The 17,714-nt window shown below is 73.7% G+C and carries 11 protein-coding genes; all 11 read right to left on the bottom strand.

The window, feature by feature from the left end:
* Positions 1-96: 96 nt before the first annotated feature.
* A complete protein-coding gene (locus Scani_RS22215) occupies positions 97-2,508 on the bottom strand; it encodes a phosphoketolase family protein (RefSeq protein WP_371872368.1) in 2,412 nt (803 codons plus the stop codon).
* A 36-nt stretch (positions 2,509-2,544) separates the two neighbouring features.
* The gene (locus tag Scani_RS22210; protein ID WP_159479154.1) at positions 2,545-3,510 is read right to left on the bottom strand and encodes an LLM class F420-dependent oxidoreductase; all 966 of its coding nucleotides are present in this window, start codon (positions 3,508-3,510) and stop codon (positions 2,545-2,547) included.
* Positions 3,511-3,561: 51 nt separating this feature from the next.
* Entirely contained in the window at positions 3,562-3,756 is a 195-nt protein-coding gene (locus Scani_RS22205) for a hypothetical protein (protein WP_159479152.1), read from the bottom strand.
* Between the two features lie 144 nt (positions 3,757-3,900).
* Positions 3,901-8,163, bottom strand: coding sequence for a bifunctional nitrate reductase/sulfite reductase flavoprotein subunit alpha (locus tag Scani_RS22200; protein ID WP_159479150.1), 4,263 nt, complete (start codon positions 8,161-8,163; stop codon positions 3,901-3,903).
* A 141-nt stretch (positions 8,164-8,304) separates the two neighbouring features.
* Positions 8,305-9,537, bottom strand: a complete 1,233-nt coding sequence (locus tag Scani_RS22195; RefSeq protein ID WP_159479148.1) for an NAD(P)/FAD-dependent oxidoreductase — start codon at positions 9,535-9,537, stop codon at positions 8,305-8,307.
* Between the two features lie 87 nt (positions 9,538-9,624).
* The gene (locus Scani_RS22190) at positions 9,625-10,395 is read right to left on the bottom strand and encodes an HpcH/HpaI aldolase family protein (protein WP_159479146.1); all 771 of its coding nucleotides are present in this window, start codon (positions 10,393-10,395) and stop codon (positions 9,625-9,627) included.
* 1 nt (position 10,396) lies between these two features.
* Positions 10,397-11,644, bottom strand: a complete 1,248-nt coding sequence (locus Scani_RS22185) for a type III PLP-dependent enzyme (RefSeq protein ID WP_159479144.1) — start codon at positions 11,642-11,644, stop codon at positions 10,397-10,399.
* Positions 11,641-13,419: an IucA/IucC family protein gene (locus Scani_RS22180; protein ID WP_159479142.1), complete on the bottom strand. Its 1,779-nt coding sequence runs from the start codon at positions 13,417-13,419 to the stop codon at positions 11,641-11,643. Before Scani_RS22180 ends, Scani_RS22185 begins: the two co-directional genes overlap by 4 nt.
* Positions 13,407-14,708 carry an MFS transporter gene (locus Scani_RS22175; protein WP_159479140.1) on the bottom strand — a complete coding sequence of 434 codons (1,302 nt, stop codon included), beginning with the start codon at positions 14,706-14,708 and terminating at the stop codon, positions 13,407-13,409. The genes Scani_RS22180 and Scani_RS22175 overlap by 13 nt, the downstream gene beginning before the upstream one ends.
* Positions 14,705-16,522, bottom strand: a complete 1,818-nt coding sequence (locus Scani_RS22170; RefSeq protein ID WP_371872367.1) for an IucA/IucC family protein — start codon at positions 16,520-16,522, stop codon at positions 14,705-14,707. The genes Scani_RS22175 and Scani_RS22170 overlap by 4 nt, the downstream gene beginning before the upstream one ends.
* On the bottom strand, positions 16,519-17,709 hold the full coding sequence (locus Scani_RS22165; RefSeq protein ID WP_159479138.1) for an ATP-grasp domain-containing protein: 1,191 nt from the start codon (positions 17,707-17,709) through the stop codon (positions 16,519-16,521). Before Scani_RS22165 ends, Scani_RS22170 begins: the two co-directional genes overlap by 4 nt.
* Between the last annotated feature and the right edge of the window lie 5 nt (positions 17,710-17,714).

The following is a 17,714-nucleotide window of genomic DNA, read 5'->3' as shown; positions in this document are numbered from 1 at the left end:
TACCCGGGCCTCAGGCTCACATGCCGGGACCCGGCCGCCAGGTCACCGCGCCGCGCGTCACTCCGTCGGAGGCGGGCACCGGGCGGCCCGGGGCCGTCAGTCCTCCCAGGTCCAGTCGACGACCTCCGGCAGATCCGTGCCGTGCTCCCGGATCCAGGCGTGGTGGCGGGTACGGACGTCCGCCATCGCCTGCCGCACCGCGACGGCACGCACACCGAGGCCGGGCACCCGGTCGATCACATCCATCACCAGCCGGTACCGGTCGAGGTCGTTGCGCACGACCATGTCGAAGGGCGTGGTCGTGGTGCCCTCCTCGCGGTAGCCGCGGACATGCAGGTTCTCGTGGCCGGTGCGGCGGTAGCAGAGCCGGTGGATCAGCCACGGATAGCCGTGGTAGGCGAAGACGACCGGCTTGTCGCGGGTGAACAGCGCGTCGTACTCGGGGTCCGGCATGCCGTGCGGATGCTCTCCCGACGGCAGCAGCCGGGCCATGTCGACGACGTTGACGACCCGCACCGCCAGCTCCGGCAGGTGGCGGCGCAGCAGACCGGCCGCCGCCAGCGTCTCCTGCGTGGGCACGTCCCCGGCACAGGCCAGCACCACGTCGGGTTCGGTGCCGTCCTCGGTGCCCGCCCACTCCCAGACGCCGGCGCCGCGGGCGCAGTGGGCGCGGGCCTCGTCGAGACTCAGCCAGTCGAAGCCGGGCTGTTTGCCGGCCACGATCACATTGACGTAGTCGCGGCTGCGCAGCGCATGGTCGGCCACCGAGAGCAGGGTGTTGGCGTCCGGCGGCAGATAGACCCGGACCACCTCCGGGCTCTTGTTGAGGATGTGGTCGACGAAGCCGGGGTCCTGGTGCGAGAAGCCGTTGTGGTCCTGCCGCCAGACGTGCGAGGTGAGCAGGTAGTTCAGCGAGGCGATGGGGCGCCGCCAGGGGAGCCGGCGCGCGGTCCGCAGCCATTTGATGTGCTGGTTGACCATCGAGTCGACGATGTGCGCGAACGCCTCGTAGCAGGAGAAGAGCCCGTGCCGGCCGGTGAGCAGATAGCCCTCCAGCCACCCCTGGCACAGGTGCTCGGAGAGCACCTCCATGACCCGGCCGTCGTGCGCGAGGTGCTCGTCGGTGTCGAGCGTGGCGGCCTGCCAGGCCTTGCCGGTGGTGTCGTAGAGCGCCTCCAGGCGGTTGGACGCGGTCTCGTCGGGGCCCACCACGCGGAAGTCGCGGCGCTCCGCGGTGGCCTCCATGACCGCGGCCAGCAGCCCGCCGAGCACCCGGGTCGGCTCGTGCAGCTCGCTGCCGCGCTTGCCGACCTCCACCGCATACCGCTCCAGCGGCGGGACGGGCAGATCGCGCAGCAGCAGACCGCCGTTGGCGTGCGGTGAGGCGCCCAGCCGGCGCGACCCCTCGGGCACGCAGGCGAGCACCTCCGGACGCGGCCGGCCCGCCTCGTCGAACAGCTCCTCCGGCCGGTACGAACGCAGCCAGTTCTCCAGCTGCCGCAGATGCCCGGCGTCGTCGCGCACGCCGGGCAGCGGGACCTGGTGGGCGCGCCAGGTGTTTTCGACGGGCTTCCCGTCGACCTCGTGCGGACCGGTCCAGCCCTTGGGCGTGCGCAGCACGATCATGGGCCAGCGGGGGCGCTCGGTCACGCCTTCGGTGCGGGCCCGGCGCTGGATGTCCGCGATCCGGTCCAGGGCGGCGTCCATGGCGGCGGCCAGCGCCTGATGGACCGTCGCCGGGTCGTCGCCGGCCACATGGAGGGGCTCGTGACCGTAGCCGCGCAGCAGCGCGTCCAGTTCGTCCTGCGGGATCCGGGCGAGCACCGTCGGGTTGGCGATCTTGTAGCCGTTGAGGTGCAACAGCGGCAGCACCGCGCCGTCGTGCACCGGGTCCAGGAACTTCGTGGCGTGCCAGGACGCGGCGAGCGGCCCGGTCTCCGCCTCGCCGTCGCCGACCACGCAGGCGACGAACAGGTCCGGGTTGTCGAACGCGGCGCCGTAGGCATGGGTGAGGGAGTAGCCCAGTTCGCCGCCCTCGTGGATCGACCCCGGCGTCTCCGGGGCGACATGGCTGGGCACCCCGCCGGGGAACGAGAACTGCCGGAAGAGCCGGGCCATGCCCTCGCCGTCCCGGCCGACATCGGGATAGGTCTCGGAGTACGTGCCGTCCAGCCAGGAGTTGGCCACTACGGCGGGCCCGCCGTGCCCGGGTCCCCACACGCACAGGGCATCCAGCGCACGGGCCTTGATCACGCGGTTGAGGTGGGTGTGCACCAGGTTCAGGCCCGGCGAGGTGCCCCAGTGGCCCAGCAGCCGCGGCTTGATGTGCTCGGGGCGCAGCGGCGCCGTCAGCAGCGGATTGGCCATCAGATAGATCTGTCCGACGGCCAGATAGTTGGCGGCCCGCCAGTGGGCGTCGAGCCGGTGCAGCTCGGCGGCGTCGAGGGGGACCGGCGGTGCCGGCGTCCCGCTCGTCCCCGCCCCTGCCGGGTTCTCCGCGTCGTGCATGCTCATCTCCCTGTCACGGTGGCGTGCAACGGGTGGTCACAGCGTGCGCAGTGCGGGCAGCAGTTCGGCCTCGGCCCACTCCAGGAACGGCTCCTGGTGGGCGCCGCCGATCTGTACGAGCGAGACCTCGGTGAAGCCCGCGTCCACATAGGCGCGCACCGCCTCGACGAAGCGGCCGACGTCGTCACCGCAGGGGAAGGCCTCCGCGATGTCCTCGGACCGGACGAACCGGGTGGCCGCGTCGAAGCCCGCCGGGCCCGGCAGCTCGGCGTTGACCGACCAGGCGCCGACCGCCCAGCGGAACTGTTCGTGCGCCCGGGCGAGGGCCGCCTTGCGGTCGGGGTCGTAGCAGACCGGCAGCTGTCCGATCCGTGGTTTGCCCCGCCCGCCGTGCCGGTCGAAGGCGGTCAGCAGCTCGCCCCGGGGCTCGGTGGCGATGACCAGATCGCCCAGCCGGCCGGCCACCTCGCAGGACCGGGGACCCGAGACGGCCACCCCGATCGGCGGCAGCACCTCGGGCAGGTCCCACAGTCTGGCCTGCGCCACATCGAAGTGGGTGCCGTGGTGGGTGACCTCACCGCCACGGAACAGCGCCCGGATGATCCCGATCGCCTCGGCCAGCTTGTCCAGTCGTACGGGCGCGGCCGGCCACCCGGCACCCACCACGTGCTCGTTGAGGTTCTCGCCGGAGCCGAGCCCCAGCCGGAACCGGCCGCCGCAGAGCACCTGCATGGTCGCGGCCTTCTGGGCGACGACGGCAGGGTGGTAGCGGGTCGTCGGGCAGGTCACGTAGGTCATCAGCGGGATGCGGGAGGTCGCCTGCGCCGCGGCGCCCAGCACGCTCCAGGCGTACGGGGAGTGGCCCTGGGCGGCCAGCCACGGGAAGTAGTGGTCGGAGGTCACCGAGAAGTCGAAACCGGCCCGTTCGGCGCCCACCACATGCTCGACCAGCTCCCGGGGCCCGGCCTGTTCGGTCATCATCGTGTAGCCGACATGCACCATTGAATCCACCTTGCTGCGGGCGGGCAGGGCGTGCAACCGGGGTCGTCCCGGTCAGTCGGGCGGCTCCGGGGCCGGGTGGTCGCCCGGTTCCGCGCCGGGCGGTTCCGCCGGTTCCGGGCCCGGCTCGTCCGGTTCCGGCTCGGCGGGGCCCGGGTCGTGCGGCACCGGGTGCGGATGGCTCGGCACGGGCTCCGGACCCTTCGGCGGCGGTTCGGTGGTCATGGCGGGGACGGTCGTCGAGGTCATGGCGCTCTCCTTCCTCCCCATCGTCCGTCCAATGCGCGCGGTCGGCCCGTTCAAGAAATAAATCCGCGGGTGGGGTGGTCGAGCGACCCGTTCAGGAGGTGGCGGAAGGCAGCGGTGCGCCCCGGGGCCCGGCCGACCGGTTCCTCAGTACACGTCCCGGACGTAGCGCTTCTCCGCCGAGAGCTGCTTGACGTAGCCGGCGGCCGCCTCCTCCGCCAGGCCGCCGTGTGCCACGGCGATGTCCCGCAGTGCGCGGTCGACGTCCTTGGCCATCCGGGACGCATCCCCGCACACATAGAAATGGGCGCCGTCCTGGAGCCAGGACCACAGCTGGGCGCCGTGTTCGCGCATCCGGTCCTGGACGTAGACCTTGGCACGCTGATCGCGGGAGAAGGCGGTGTCCAGCCGGGTGAGCAGCCCGTCGCGGCGCAGCCGGCCGAGTGCCTCCTCGTGGTAGAAGTCCGTGGCCCGGCGCTGCTCGCCGAAGAAGAGCCAGTTGGGGGCGCGGTGGCCGCGGGCCCGCCGCTCGTCGAGGAAGCCGAGGAAGGGCGCGACGCCGGTGCCGGGGCCCACCATCACCATCGGGGTGGCCGGATCGGCCGGCGGACGGAAGTGGGCGGCGCGCTGGACGAACACCGGCACCGGGCACCCGAGCTCGGCATCGGCCAGGAAGGTCGAGGCGACGCCCTTGCGCGGGAGCCCCCGGCGGTTCTCGTAGCGGACCACGGAGACCGTCAGGCGGACCAGGGCGGGGTCGGTCAGCGGGCTCGACGAGATGGAGTACAGCCGCGGCTGCAGACGGGTGAGGACGCCGGCCCACTCCGCCGCACCGGCCCGCACCGGGTGTTCGGCGAGGACGTCGACGGCCTGCCGGCTCCACCTCCACTGGGCCAACTCGCCCTTGTTGTCCGGCCGCAGCAGCTTCTTCAGGACGCGGTCACCGGTGCGTTCGGCGACCAGCCGGAGGAGGCCGGGGGTGATCCGGGCGATGTCCAGATGGCGGTGCAGGGCCTCGCCCAGCGGCACCGTGCCCAGGCCCGTGAGGTCGACGGGGGCGGCGGGATCGAGACCGGTGACGGCCAGCCACTCCGCGACGAGGTCCGGGCAGTTCCGCGGCAGCACGCCGAGGGCGTCGCCGACCTCGTAGTCGAGCGGTGTGCCGTCGCCGTCACGGGTGTCGAAGGTGAACTGCCGCACCTCCTTGGTGGCCCCGTCCCGGCTGAGCAGCTGATTGCCGACGAGGCGGACGGTGGCGGGGGCGGCCTTGGTGGGGCGGGCGGGGGCCGGTGCTTCGGGAGCGGCGGCGGGGGCAGGCGGGTGAGCCGCGGGGGCGGCCGGGGCCCCGGCGGTGCCGGTGTCCGCGACCTCGCCCGGCTCCGTCCCGTCACCCGGCTCCGCGCCGGACTCCAGGGCCGTGAGGACCTGGTCGAGCCACTGACCCGCCGGCTGCTCGAAGTCCGGTTCGCAGTCGGTACGCGGCGCCAGCCGCACCGCGCCCAGCTCGGCGAGCCGGGCGTCGAGCCGGCGGCCGTGGCCGCAGAAATCGTCGTACGACGAATCGCCCAGCGCCAGCACGGAGTAGCGCACTCCGTCGAGCCGCGGGCTGTCCGGCGCGTTGAGGATCTCCCAGAACCCCGCCCCGTTGTCGGGGGCGTCGCCGTCCCCGAAGGTGCTGGTGACCAGGAGCAGATCGGCGCCGTGCGGCAGGGCCGCCGGGGCGCTGTCGGCCATGCTCAGCAGCGTCGCGTCCCGCCCGCTGCCCTGCAGCCGCCGGGCCGTGTCGGCGGCGACCTCCTCCGCGTTGCCGGTCTGGGAGGCCCACAGGACGAGGACCGTACGCGCCGGCCGGTCGCCGGCCGCTTCGGCGGGGGTGTCCGCCGGGTCCGCCGCCGTCGCCGGCCGGGCGTCCGGCGCCCGGGAGAACATCCCGGCCAGCACGCCGTTGACCCACAGTGCACTCTCCGGGGCGAAGGGCGCCCGGTCGGGCAGCACGGGCGTGCCGGTGGCGGGCCCGGAGCCCAGCCCGGCGAGAAAACCGGACAGATAGCGGCGTTCGTGCTCGGCCAGCACCGGCGGGGCGGAACCGGCGAGCTGGAACACCTCGGTCAGCACCGCCACCGCGCCCCCCGTGCCGGGGCCCCGGCCCGTGTCCGCCCCGGCCGCGCCGCCCGTATCCGCCGCGTCCTGCCCGCCCTGCCCGTGCCCGGCGTCGCCCGCCACCCGGGCCAGCGAGACCGCACACACCTTGAACTCGGGCTGGAAGGAGACCGGGTCGACCGCGTCATGGGTCACCGCGTTGACGCTGAGGTACTCGCCGAACAGATCGTTCCAGTGGAACGGCGCAAAGCAGTTCCCGGGCCGTACCCGGTCGGTCAGCACGGCGGGCAGCACCGCCCGGCCGCGCCGCGAGGCGACCTCGACGGTGTCCCCCTCCGCGATGCCCAGCGCCCGGGCGTCGTCGGGATGGAGCTCCACGAAGGGGCCGGGGTTGAGCTTGTTCAGCTTGGCGACCTTGCCGGTCTTGGTCAGGGTGTGCCACTGGTGCGGCAGCCGGCCGGTGTTCAGCACGTACGGGAAGTCGTCGTCGGGCAGCTCGGCCGCCGGAAGGTGCGGACGGGCGAAGAAGGCGGCCCGGCCGCTGGCGGTGGGGAAGGACAGCCGCGGACGGGTGCCGTCCGGCCGCTCCTCCAGCGTCTGGCTGCGGCCGTCGTTGAGGTAGCGCACCGGATTGCGGTCGGGGCCGTCGGCGGCCGCGCTGGGCCACTGCACCGGGGTGTCCCGCAGCCGCTCATAGCTCACCCCGCGCAGGTCATAGCCGGTCCGCGGGTTCCAGGCGCGCTTGATCTCCTCGAATATCTCCTCCGCGTTCTGGTAGCCGAAGGCGTCCTCGTACCCCATCTCGCAGGCGATCCGGTCGATGATCCGCCAGTCCGGCCAGGCCTCGCCCGGGGCGTCGGCGGCCTGCCGCACCAGCGTCAGATTGCGCTCCGAATTGACCATCACGCCCTCGGACTCGGTCCACATGGCGGCCGGCAGCACCACATCGGCGTAGGCATGGGTCTCGGTCTCCGCGAAGACGTCCTGCGAGACGACGAAGTGCGCCGCCTCCAGCCCCTCGATGACCGTCCGGCGGTTGGCGACCGAGGCGACGGGGTTGGTGCAGATGATCCAGCACGCCTTGATGTCCCCGTCCGCCATCCGCCGGAACATCTCGACGGTTCCCCGGCCGGGCTCGTCCGCCCGCAGCGTCCCCGCCGCAAGGCCCCACAGCTCTTCGACGAACGCCCGGTCCTCGGCCACCAGGGTCGAGCGCTGGCCGGGCAGGCCCGGACCCATGTAGCCCATCTCGCGGCCGCCCATCGCGTTGGGCTGGCCGGTGAGCGAGAACGGGCCGCTGCCGGGGCGGCAGATCGCACCGGTCGCCAGATGCAGGTTGATCAGCGCGTTGGTGTTCCAGGTGCCATGGGTGCTCTGGTTCAGGCCCATGGTCCAGCAGCTCATCCAGTCGCCCGCGGCGCCGATCCACTCCGCGGCCCGGCGAAGGTCCGCCTCCGGTATCCCGGTGAGCTCGGCGACCGTCGCCGGAGGGTAGTCCCGCAGGAAGTCCGGCATCGCCTCCCAGCCCTCGGTGTGCTCGGCGATGAACTCCGTGTCGAGGGCGCCGTCCTCGGCCAGCAGGTGCAGCAGGCCGTTCAGCAGCGCCAGATCCGTGCCCGGTGCGATCTGCAGGAACAGATCGGCCTTGGCCGCGGTGGCGGTGCGCCGTGGATCGACCACGATCAGCTTGGCGCCCGCCTTCACCCGCTCCATCATCCGCAGGAAGAGGATCGGGTGGCAGTCGGCCATGTTCGAGCCGATGACGAAGAAGACCTCGGCGTGCTCGAAGTCCTGGTACGAGCCGGGCGGGCCGTCCGCGCCCAGCGACAGCTTGTAGCCGCTGCCCGCGCTCGCCATGCACAGCCGCGAGTTGGACTCGATGTACCGGGTGCGCACGAAGCCCTTGGCGAGCTTGTTCGCCAAGTACTGCGCCTCCAGGGTCATCTGACCGGAGACGTAGAGGGCGAGCGCGTCCGGCCCGTGCTCGTCGACGATCTCGCGCAGCCGCCCGGCGGTCTGCTTGATCGCCGTCTCCATCGCCTCGGCCACCGGCTCGTCGCCGCGGTCGGTGCGCACCAGAGCGGTCGTCAGCCGGCCCGGCGCGGCGAGCAGCTCGGCGCTGGTCGCGCCCTTCGTGCACAGCCGCCCGCCGTTCGCCGGGTGCGCCTTGTCACCGGCCGCTCTGCGGACCGTCCGCCGCCCGTCCGGGCCCGTCGCGACGTCCAGCACGATCCCGCATCCGACGCCGCAGTACGAGCATGCCGTCCGCACCTGCGTGATGCTCTCGGCGGGCGGTTCCGGTGCGGTCACGGGCGGTCCCCTTCGTGGTCGGATGCTCCGCACCACGGTATGAATCGCCCGTTAACCAGGTGTCACGCCAAGCGATCACCCGTCGTTACGGCGGCCACACAGTCGCCGGCCGCGCCTCGTGAGGACGGCCGGCGCCGCCGCTCAGGGGACCAGGTCCGCCAGCGGTACGTCCGTGTCGGCGAGCCGCTCGGGGTCCACGGCCCGCCCGCTCGCCACCAGGGCCCGGATCGGGTCGGTGACGTCCCAGACGTTCACATTCATCCCGGCCAGCACCCGGCCGCCGGAGAGCCAGAAGGCGATGAACTCGCGGGCACCGGTGTCGCCGCGGAACACCACGCGGTCGTAGCCGCCCGGCTCCACATGGCCCGTGTACTCCATGCCCAGGTCGTACTGGTCGGTGAAGAAGTACGGCAGCCGGTCGTAGCCGGCCTCCCCGCCCAGCATGGCCCGGGCCGCGGTCTTCGGCTGGTGGAGGGCGTTGGCCCAGTGCTCGACGCGGAGGTGCTTGCCCAGGAGGGGGTGGTAGGCGTTGGCGACGTCGCCGGCGGCGTAGATGTCCGGGTGGGAGGAGCACAGCCGCTCGTCCACGACGACGCCGTTGTCGACCTTGAGCCCGGCCGCGGCGGCCGTCTCGGCGTTGGGGGTGATCCCGACGCCGATGATCACCGCGTCGGCCGCGATCCGGGTGCCGTCGGCCAGCCGTACCCCGTCCACCGTGCCGTTCGTGCCGGTGATCTCCGTGACCTGGGTGTCACAGCGCAGCGCGACACCGTGCTCGGTGTGCAGATCGGCGAAGACCTGGGCGACCTCGCGGCCCAGCACCCCCAGCAGGGGCAGCGGCGCCGACTCCAGCACGGTCACCTCGACCCCCGCCGCACGCGCGGCGGCCGTGGTCTCCAGGCCGATCCAGCCGCCGCCGATCACCACGATCCGGGACGCGGACCGGAAGAGGTCCTTGAGGCGGTCGCTGTCCGCCAGGCGCCGCAGGGTGTGGACCCCGTCGAGGTCGGCGCCGGGCACCGGCAGCCGGCGCGGGGTGGAGCCGGTGGCCAGCAGCAGCTTGGCGTAGCCCAGCCGGCTGCCGTCGGCGAGGGTCACCTCGTGGCCGGCCGGGTCGAGGGCGGTGACGGCGTTGCCCAGCCGCAGATCGACGTCGTGCTCGGCGTACCACTGCGGCGGATGGACGTACGCCTTCTCCCGCTCGTCGGTGCCCAAGAGGTAGCCCTTGGACAGCGGCGGCCGCTCATAGGGACGCTCGCGCTCGTCGCCCAGCAGCAGGACCGGGCCGTCGAAGCCCTCCGCGCGCAGTGTCTCCGCGGCCTTCGCCCCGGCCAGCCCCGCTCCCGCGATGATGAATGCCGTGTTCTGGGCCATGTCCCGCTCAGCTCCTTCGGACGATCGGTTACCCGGTCATCAGTTACCCGCCCGGAGCCCGGGCGGGTACCGCCGATGGAGTTGCCGTCACCCCCGGCCGGCGGTCCGCTCCCGGTGCCCCCGCAGCGCCCGCGCCGTCAGATCGCGGTCCTCGCCCAGGACGAAGGCCCTGACCCCGTCGGCGTGCCACTCGGCGCGGCGCTCCGGCGTGGTGGACATGGCGCAGAAGGGCACGTCGTGGCGGGCGCAGGCCCCGCGGAGGGCGCGGACCGCCTCCTGGACGCGGGGGTGCCGGACCTGCCAGGGCACCCCGTAGGACTGGGAGAGGTCGCCGGGTCCTGGCAGCACGAGGTCGACGCCGCCGGGGGCGAGGATCTCGTCGATCGCCTCGACCCCCTCCGCGTCCTCGATGAGCGCCACGACCATGATCTCCGCGTTGGCCCGGCGGAGGTATTCGGCCGGGTCGATGCGGCCGAAGCCGGGGCCCCGGCCGCCGTTGAGGGAGCGCATGCCCTCGGGCGCGTAGCGGGCGGCGCGGATCGTGGCGTCGATGTCCGCGCGCCGCCGCACGTGCGGGACGACGATGCCCATCGCGCCGGCGTCCAGGGCGCGCAGCACGGCACCGGGATCGGCCTCGGGGACCCGGACGAACGGGGTGAGCCCGGTCGTCTCGGCGGCCCTGATGAGGTTCTCCAGCCGCTGCGGGTCGACGAGGGTGTGCTCGGTGTCCAGGATGACGAAGTCGTAGTCGGCGCAGCCGATCATTTCGACCATGGTGGGCTCGGGGAGCGTGCTGAACAGCCCGTAGACCGCCTCGCCCGCGGCGAGCCCGCGCCGGACCTCGTTGGTGCGGAGCATCTCAGGCCTCCCCGGCGGCGCCGGGCTCCGCGGCGCCGAGGAAGTGGAAGCCGGGCCGCGGATGCATCAGGAAGTCGTGGTGCGAGATGTTCCAGGCGTACGCCCCGGCGACGCCGAAGACCACCCGGTCACCGGCCCGCAGCCCCGGCGCCGGGACGTTGCGGGCGAGGACGTCCTTGGGAGTGCACAGCTGCCCGGTGACGGTGACCAGGTCGCCCTGCGCGGCCGACCGCGGCCAGGCGTGCGGCCAGGGCGCCTCGGACGGCAGGACCGTGCAGGGCTGGTCGTGGCCCTTGGTCGCGGGGGTGCGCAGATGATGGGTGCCGCCGCGGACCACGGCGAACTCCTCGCCATGGCTGTGCTTCACGTCCAGCACCTCGGTGGCGTACCAGCCGCAGTACGCGGTGAGCGCACGACCGGGCTCGATGCGCAGGGTGAGGCCGGGGTGGGCGTCGGCGAGCCGCGCCAGACCCGCGCCGAAGGCCGTCCAGTCGAACCGGCGCTCCGGAGCGGCGTAGTCGACGGCCATCCCGCCGCCTATGACCACCTCGGTCAGGAGGATCCGGTGGTGTGCGGCCAGCTCGGCGGCCCACGTCACGATGGCCTCCGACACGGCGAGCTGCTCGGGTGCCTCCAGGCCGCTGGCCAGGTGGGCGTGGATGCCGCGGAGTTCGAGCTGCGGACAGCTGCCGTCGGTGAGCAGGGCGACGACCTCGCCGGCCTGCGCGGGGTCCAGGCCGAAGGGGGTGGGGCGGCCGCCCATGGCCAGCGAGCTGCCGTCCAGGGAACCGTCGTCGACCGGCAGGTTGAAGCGGGCCAGCACCGCGATCCGGCGCTCCGGGGCGAGCCGGGCGGCCAGGCTCGCGAGCATATGGAGCTCGTACACGCTCTCCACGTGGAAGCGCTGCACCCCCAGCTCCAGCGCCTGCGCGACCTCGGCGGGCGTCTTGCCCGGTCCGCCGAAGGCGAGCGGGGCGTCCGGCACGGCCTTGCCGACGTGCGCCAGCTCGCCGCCCGAGGACACCTCGTAGCCGTCGACGTACGGGCGCAGCGCCGCCAGGATCTCCGGCTCCGGGTTGGCCTTGGCCGCGTAGTACAGCTCCACGCGCTCGGGCAGGGCGGCCCGTACCCCGGCCAGGTGCGTGCGCAGTGCCGCCATGTCGTAGACGTAGGCGGGGAGTTCGTCGGCCGCCAGGGAGCGGACGCGGTCGCGGACCGCGTCGGTGAGGGCGGGGCTCGGGGTGGTCATCGTGCGCTCCAGGGGGTGGTGTCGTCGGTGCGCCCGGCGCCCGACAGAACGGCCTCGGCCAGCGGCGAGGGCAGCAGGACGTAGCCGGCCTCGCGGTCGGCCTTGCGCTCCCAGCGGGTGAGCAGGTTGGCCTTGGCGGGCAGCGGGACGCCTGCCAGCAGGGCGGCCAGCCGCGGCGGGCAGCCGTAGCGGTCCGCATGGGTCTGCAGGGTGCGGCGCACCTGCGCCCACAGCTCCGTCTCGGTGTCCGGGTGCAGGTCGGCGAGCGCGGCGAGCATCTCGGCGACGTGGTTGACCAGCAGGCAGTACACCACGCGGTCCCAGCCGCGCTGGGCGTCGTAGGTCATCGGCGCCGCGATGTCCTCGGGCAGCGAGGCCAGCAGGTCGGCGTGCTGCTCGGGGACGAGCTTGGTGCCCTCCAGGTCGCGGAAGAGGACCTGTGCGGGCATCCCGTCGCCGTCGACGCAGACCAGCACGTTCTGCAGGTGCGGCTCCAGCACCAGGCCGTGGTCGAAGTAGGCGGCGAGCACCGGCGGCAGGAGCAGATTGAGGTAGGCGGCCCACCACTCCAGCGCGGCCTGCGGGCCGGTGCCGTCCAGGAGACGGGAGATGTGTGCGGGGCTGGTCGGGTACTCGTCGGCGACCGCGCCGGCCAGCAGCGGGGTGGTGCCCGGCAGCAGCTGCTGGGACAGGCCCTCGCGGACGATGACGCCGAAGCCCTCCAGCAGCTCGGTGTCCGGACGGCCGTCCGCGCCGGGCAGTGCCAGGCTGCGGTAGGCGGGCTCACGGAGCACCGCGGCGCCCGGGAACCGGGTGGCGAGATCGGCGAGCGCCGGCGCCAGCAGCCGGGTCAGGGCCACGGCCCCGGACAGCTCGTAACTGGAGTTCTTCCGGAGGCAGTTGGTGATCCGGACGTTCAGGCTGAACTTCAGGAACGCGTCGCCGTCGTAGAGCGTGCGCACCGACGCGGTGGCGGCGAACGGCTTCTCGCTGCTGCCCAGGACGCGGATGTCGTCGCGGTCCAGCGCCTCCGCCAGCCCCGCGTGGTCGCGCAGCAGCTCGTACTGCCAGGGGTGGACGGGCAGCAGCCGGTAGCCGTCCGGGACGTCGGCGTGCAGCGCGTCCAGCGGGTCGGTGGCGCCGTCGGCGGACCGCTCCTCGGCGATCAGCTCCTCGCGCACGGCGAGCAGCAGCAGCGGGAAGACGGCCCCGGTCTCCGGGGCGTAGGACTGCCAGGCGGTGGGGTCGCCGGTGCGGGCCTTGGGGGTGGGGTGGAAGCGGTGGCCGAGGAGCAACGACTGCTCGGAGGTGACGTACGCGGCCTGCCAGTCGTCCGCGGTGTACTCCCCGACGGCCGGAGCCTCCACACGGGCCGCAAGTGCGGCGGACACGGCCTGGTGGCTGGAGGCGATCTGCGCCAGGAACTCCTCGTTGTGCACCCCGGTGCGCAGCGACAGTTCGGCGCGCACGTACTCGGCCAGCTGCCGCCAGCCGACCTCCGCCCAGCCGCCGTCGGTCTGCTCCGACACCGGGCCGGTGAAGCGGTGCGCGCCCAGCAGCGAGGTACGGCGCAGCGCGACGCGCAGCAGCACTCCGCGGCGCGGCAGCCGGACCAGCAGCCGCCCGTCGTCGACGGCGGTCTGGTGCTCGGGGCCGGAGACCTCCCGCAGCAGACAGTTGAGCAGGGTGTGTGCCACGGCCTGGTCGGCGGTGGGCAGGCCGGTGGGGGCGGCGGATACCGGGGCGGTGCCGGGCGAATTGGTCAGCGAGGGCATCGGGGGCTCCTGCGGGTGCGGAGAGTACGGGCGAGGAGAGGGGCGGAGGTCGCGAGTCCGGTGGCCACGGCTATCGCGGTGCCGGTCAGCAGCGGGGCGACCGGACCGAACCAGTCGTTGCCGGCGGTGGCTGCCACGCCCGCGGCGACCGCGCCGGCCTTGGAGAAGAACTCGATCGAGCCGAACAGCCCGCCGGGGGCACGGCCCTTGGCGCAGTCGGCGGCCAGCACGGACAGGCACACCAGGCCGAGGGTGAGCCCGGCGCCCAGCACCAGGCGTACGGCGATGAAGGAGGCGAGTGAGCCGGCGAGGCCGTGCCCGGCCAGCCCGGCCGCTATACAGCCGAAGCCGAGGGCGATCCCGGTCCGGGGGCGGTTGCGGAAGGCGCGGTGCACGCCCATCGCCGCGACCAGATAGCACAGGTGCGGCAGGGCGAACAGCACACCGGACACCAGCGGCCCGGTCCCCGGCAGCTGCTGGGAGATGAGGGAGATCAGGTAGGGGAAGGAGATGACGGTGGAGAAGACGAACGCGAACTCCAGGGCGTAGAGGGCGCGCAGCGGGCGGGCGTCCGGGGTGTACCCGGCCGGCCCCCGTCCGGCCGGCACCTCCTCGGCCGGCTCCGTGACCTCGGCACCCGGGGCGGTACCGTCCCCCTGCACCGCGCCGACCGGGGCGGCGTCCGGCTCCGGGAGCTTCGCCAGCATCAGGGCCGCGGCCAGCGGCAGTACGGCCAGCAGGGCGTACTGGTGGTGCGGCGACAGCCACGGCGTCAGCGCGCCGACCACGATCGGCGCGAAGACCAGCGCCGCCCGCGCACTGCCCTGCATCAGCGTCAGGGCCCGGGACAGCGCATGGCCCTCCAGGGCCGCCCCCAGATAGCCGTTCGACGCGGCGAAGGTACCACCGAGGACGCCCTGGACGACCAGCGCCGCGGCGAACGTGGCGAGCGAGTCGGCCCAGCCGGCCAGCAGGAACGCCGCCGTCAGCCCCAACTGCGCCCGCAGCAGCAGCCGTTTACGGCCGAAGCGGTCGGCCAGCCGCCCCCACAGCGGGGCGCCGAGGGCGCCGAACAGGGTGGGGACGACATAGAGCAGACCGGCCCAGCGGGCGGCGCCGTCGCCCAGTTCCGGCAGGACTTCGGTGAGGTATGGCGGCAGGCCGAGGGCGGCGAACGAGGCCACGAAGTAGCAGCCGGCCACGGCGTGCACCTGGCGGCGCGCGAGGGCCGGACCGGCCTTGGTCTCGACGACCGCCGGCTCGGTCCGGCGGGAGGTGGCGGTGCTCATCGGGAAGCCCCCGTAGGCAGCAGATAGTTGGGTCCGGTGGTGTAGTGCTTGTTGATGTCGGCGGCCCCCGAGCGCTCCTTGGACAGCAGCGTCCCGGCGCTGACCATCGCCTTCACCGGAAGCTCCGGCGCGTCCAGGACGTGGGCGCGCAGCGCGGCGCCCGGCTCGTGCGGCCCGGTGCCCAGCCGCTCGACGGCCTCGGCGAGGCGGTCGCGGACCTGGCCGAGCAGCTGGGCCAGCGGGGCGCGTCCGTGCCGGGCGAGGCCGAAGGCGTACGACCCCGCGCACAGGTGGACGGTGATGGTGGTGAACAGGTCCAGCACCGGCCGGTCGCTCCCGGCGAAGATCCGCGGGTCGGCGAAGCCGGCGGGGTCCGGGGCGTCGTCGCCCAGGGCCTCCCGCAGGCGGACGGTGTTGATGCGCGGCCCGTCGTTGTCCTTGAACAGCAGCCGCAGCCGGGTGCCGCCGGCGGCCCGGTCCAGCACCAGCGAGATGTTCTGCTGGTGCGATTCGAGCGCGATGCCGTAGCCGAAGAGGGTGGTCTGCCAGTCGAAGAGCAGCGTGAGACAGGCATCGAGCAGGGCGAGCGGGTCGCCGCCGTAGAAGCGGTCCGCGAGGTGGTCGATCACCAGCCGCCCGCCCGGCGCCCGGCTCAGCAGCGCGGCCATCGGCACGACGGCGCTGTGGTCCAGGCCGGCCGGGTAGCGGCGGCACAGCACGGCCAGCAGCTCGTCACCGGCGTGCGCGTAGCAGGTCTCGTCGGCCTGGAGGATCGCGGCGGCGAACCGTGGCTCGCGGGCGAGCACGGTCTCCAGCAGCCGCTGGCCCGCCGCGCCGTCGGCGAGGGTGCCCGGCTTGATGGTGCGCCGGTTGCGCAGCCCCAGCGTGGCGGTGGCCAGCGGCAGCTTCAGGTGCAGCCGCGGGTCGGCATCGAGCGCCACGGTCCGCATCGACAGCGTCGGAACCGCGGTGAGCAGCTCGCGGTCGGACAGCACCGCCGCGCCCTCCAGACCGGTCCGGCGCAGCGCGCCGTGCAGCGGATCGCCGAGGGACAACGGGTGGACGGGAAGGGCGAGATGGCTCTCGTCGAGGTGGCGCAGGCCCAGCTCCCCGGGTGTCGGCCAGCAGTCGGGCAGCGCCGCGGCGCCACCCGGCACGGTGACCGCCGCACGCGGCAGGGCGAGCCAGCGCAGCGCGAACTCCGGACGGAACTCGGGTGCATACGCGCGGAGTTGTCCCTCGTCGAGACCGGAGCGGCCGCGGGCGGTCGGGTAGACGGGGTGGTCGGTCCGGGCGGCCAGTGTGTCGTACCCCAGGCCGCCGGCCAGGCCCTGCCAGGCGCCGGGATCGCTGCCGTGGCGGCTGGTCAGTGCGGCGTCGGCCTCGTCCCGGGTCCGGGTGTGCAGCCGCATCGTCGCCAGGGTCTGGCGGCATTCCTCGGCGAGGGCGTCGAAGCCGCCCTGGTCGGCCGGGTCGGCGAGGTCGCGCAGCGCGGTGACGGCCTCGTCGAGCGTGGTCAGCCTGGCCCCGTCGGACTCGCGGACCAGGAGCGGCAGCCGGGCGGTGTACGTGCTCTGGTAGCCGTCCTCGGCGAGCGGCAGCAACAGGGCGCCGGCGGCCGGGCCCGCGGGGAGCCGCAGCCAGTGCCCGTCCGGCCGTTCCAGCAGCGTGCCACGGGTGCGCAGGCCGACGACGTCCTCCCGCAACAGCGCACCCAGGACGCGCACCAGCAGCTCGGCCTCTTCCACCGCCCCGGCCGGGTCGTCGGCCCGGGGCGCGACGGTGCCCTCGGCGGTGGCGAGTGCGGTGTTCACTGGGTGATTTCCCAGCGCTCCGCGGCGACGAAGTCGTCCGCCACCCGGTCCACGGCGCCGCGGTCGGTGCCGGTGACCCGCAGCACGCCTAGGTAGTCGCGGTTGGTGCCGTAGTACGGGTGCCGTTCACCGAGGTCGCGCAGCGGCCGGTACGAGAGCCGTACGCCGTCCACCGTCCGGTCGGTGGCGGCGGGCGCCGCGGTGAGGGTGCCCGCCCGGTGGGCGAGGGGGTAGTCCACCCGGCCCGCGCCGTCGCGCCGGGCACCGAGGTCCGCGGGCAGCGGCTCGCCCAGATGCGCCCGCAGGATGTGCTCGAACAGCTCGATGCCCAGGATCTGCGCGAGCAGCAGGTCGCACTGGTCGCCGATGACGCGGTAGTTCACCTCGATCAGCCGCGCCCGCCCCTCGTGCACCACGAACTCGGTGTGAGCGGCGCCCAGCCCGACGCCCAGCGCGTCGAGTTGGGCGGACACCTGGGCGACCACGGGCTCCGGCGGGGCGGCGACGAAGTCCAGCCGCTCCTCGATGAAGACGGGCGGCGCGGACATGGTGGTGTGGAAACCGCCCAGGACATGCCGTACCCGGCCGTCGCCCAGCGTCTCCAGCGTGTACAGCTCGCCGGCCAGGAATTCCTCGGCCAGCAGCGCCGCGTCAGGGCGCCGCGCCTGGATCTCCTTGGCGAGCGTCACCAGTTCCTCGGCGTCCCCGGCCAGGATCACGTCCTCGCTCGCCACGCCCTCGCGGGGCTTGAGGACCACGGGGTAGGGCAGGTCGGCGGCGGCGAACGCGGACGGGTCCTGCCCGGGGGCGAGCTCCATGGAGCGCACCGCGTCCAGGCCCGCGGCGGCCAGGTGGCGCCGCATCTCGCCCTTGTTCTTGGCGCGCAGCGCGGCCCGCCAGTCCTTGCCCGGCAGTCCGAAGTAGTCGGCGGCCAGGGCGGCCTGGGTCTGCAGATGGTCGCTGTTGGTGAACACCGCGTCGGGGCGGTGGTGGGTGGCTATCCGGTTGATGACGGCGCGGAAGTCACGGACGTCGCACTCCAGGACCTCGGTCTGCGGGGGCACTTCCCGGTGCGCCGGTGGCTGGTCCGTCAGGATCGTGACGTCGAGGCCGAGGCGGGCGGCAGCGGGCAGGAACCCCTCGGTGACCGAGTCGGTGGGGTTGAGGGCGAGCAGATACATCCGCATGAGCG

The organism is Streptomyces caniferus, assembly GCF_009811555.1.
GTDB classification, from domain to species: domain Bacteria; phylum Actinomycetota; class Actinomycetes; order Streptomycetales; family Streptomycetaceae; genus Streptomyces; species Streptomyces caniferus.
Note: the sequence above shows the minus strand (reverse complement) of the source record. Positions and strands in the feature narration are given on the sequence as shown.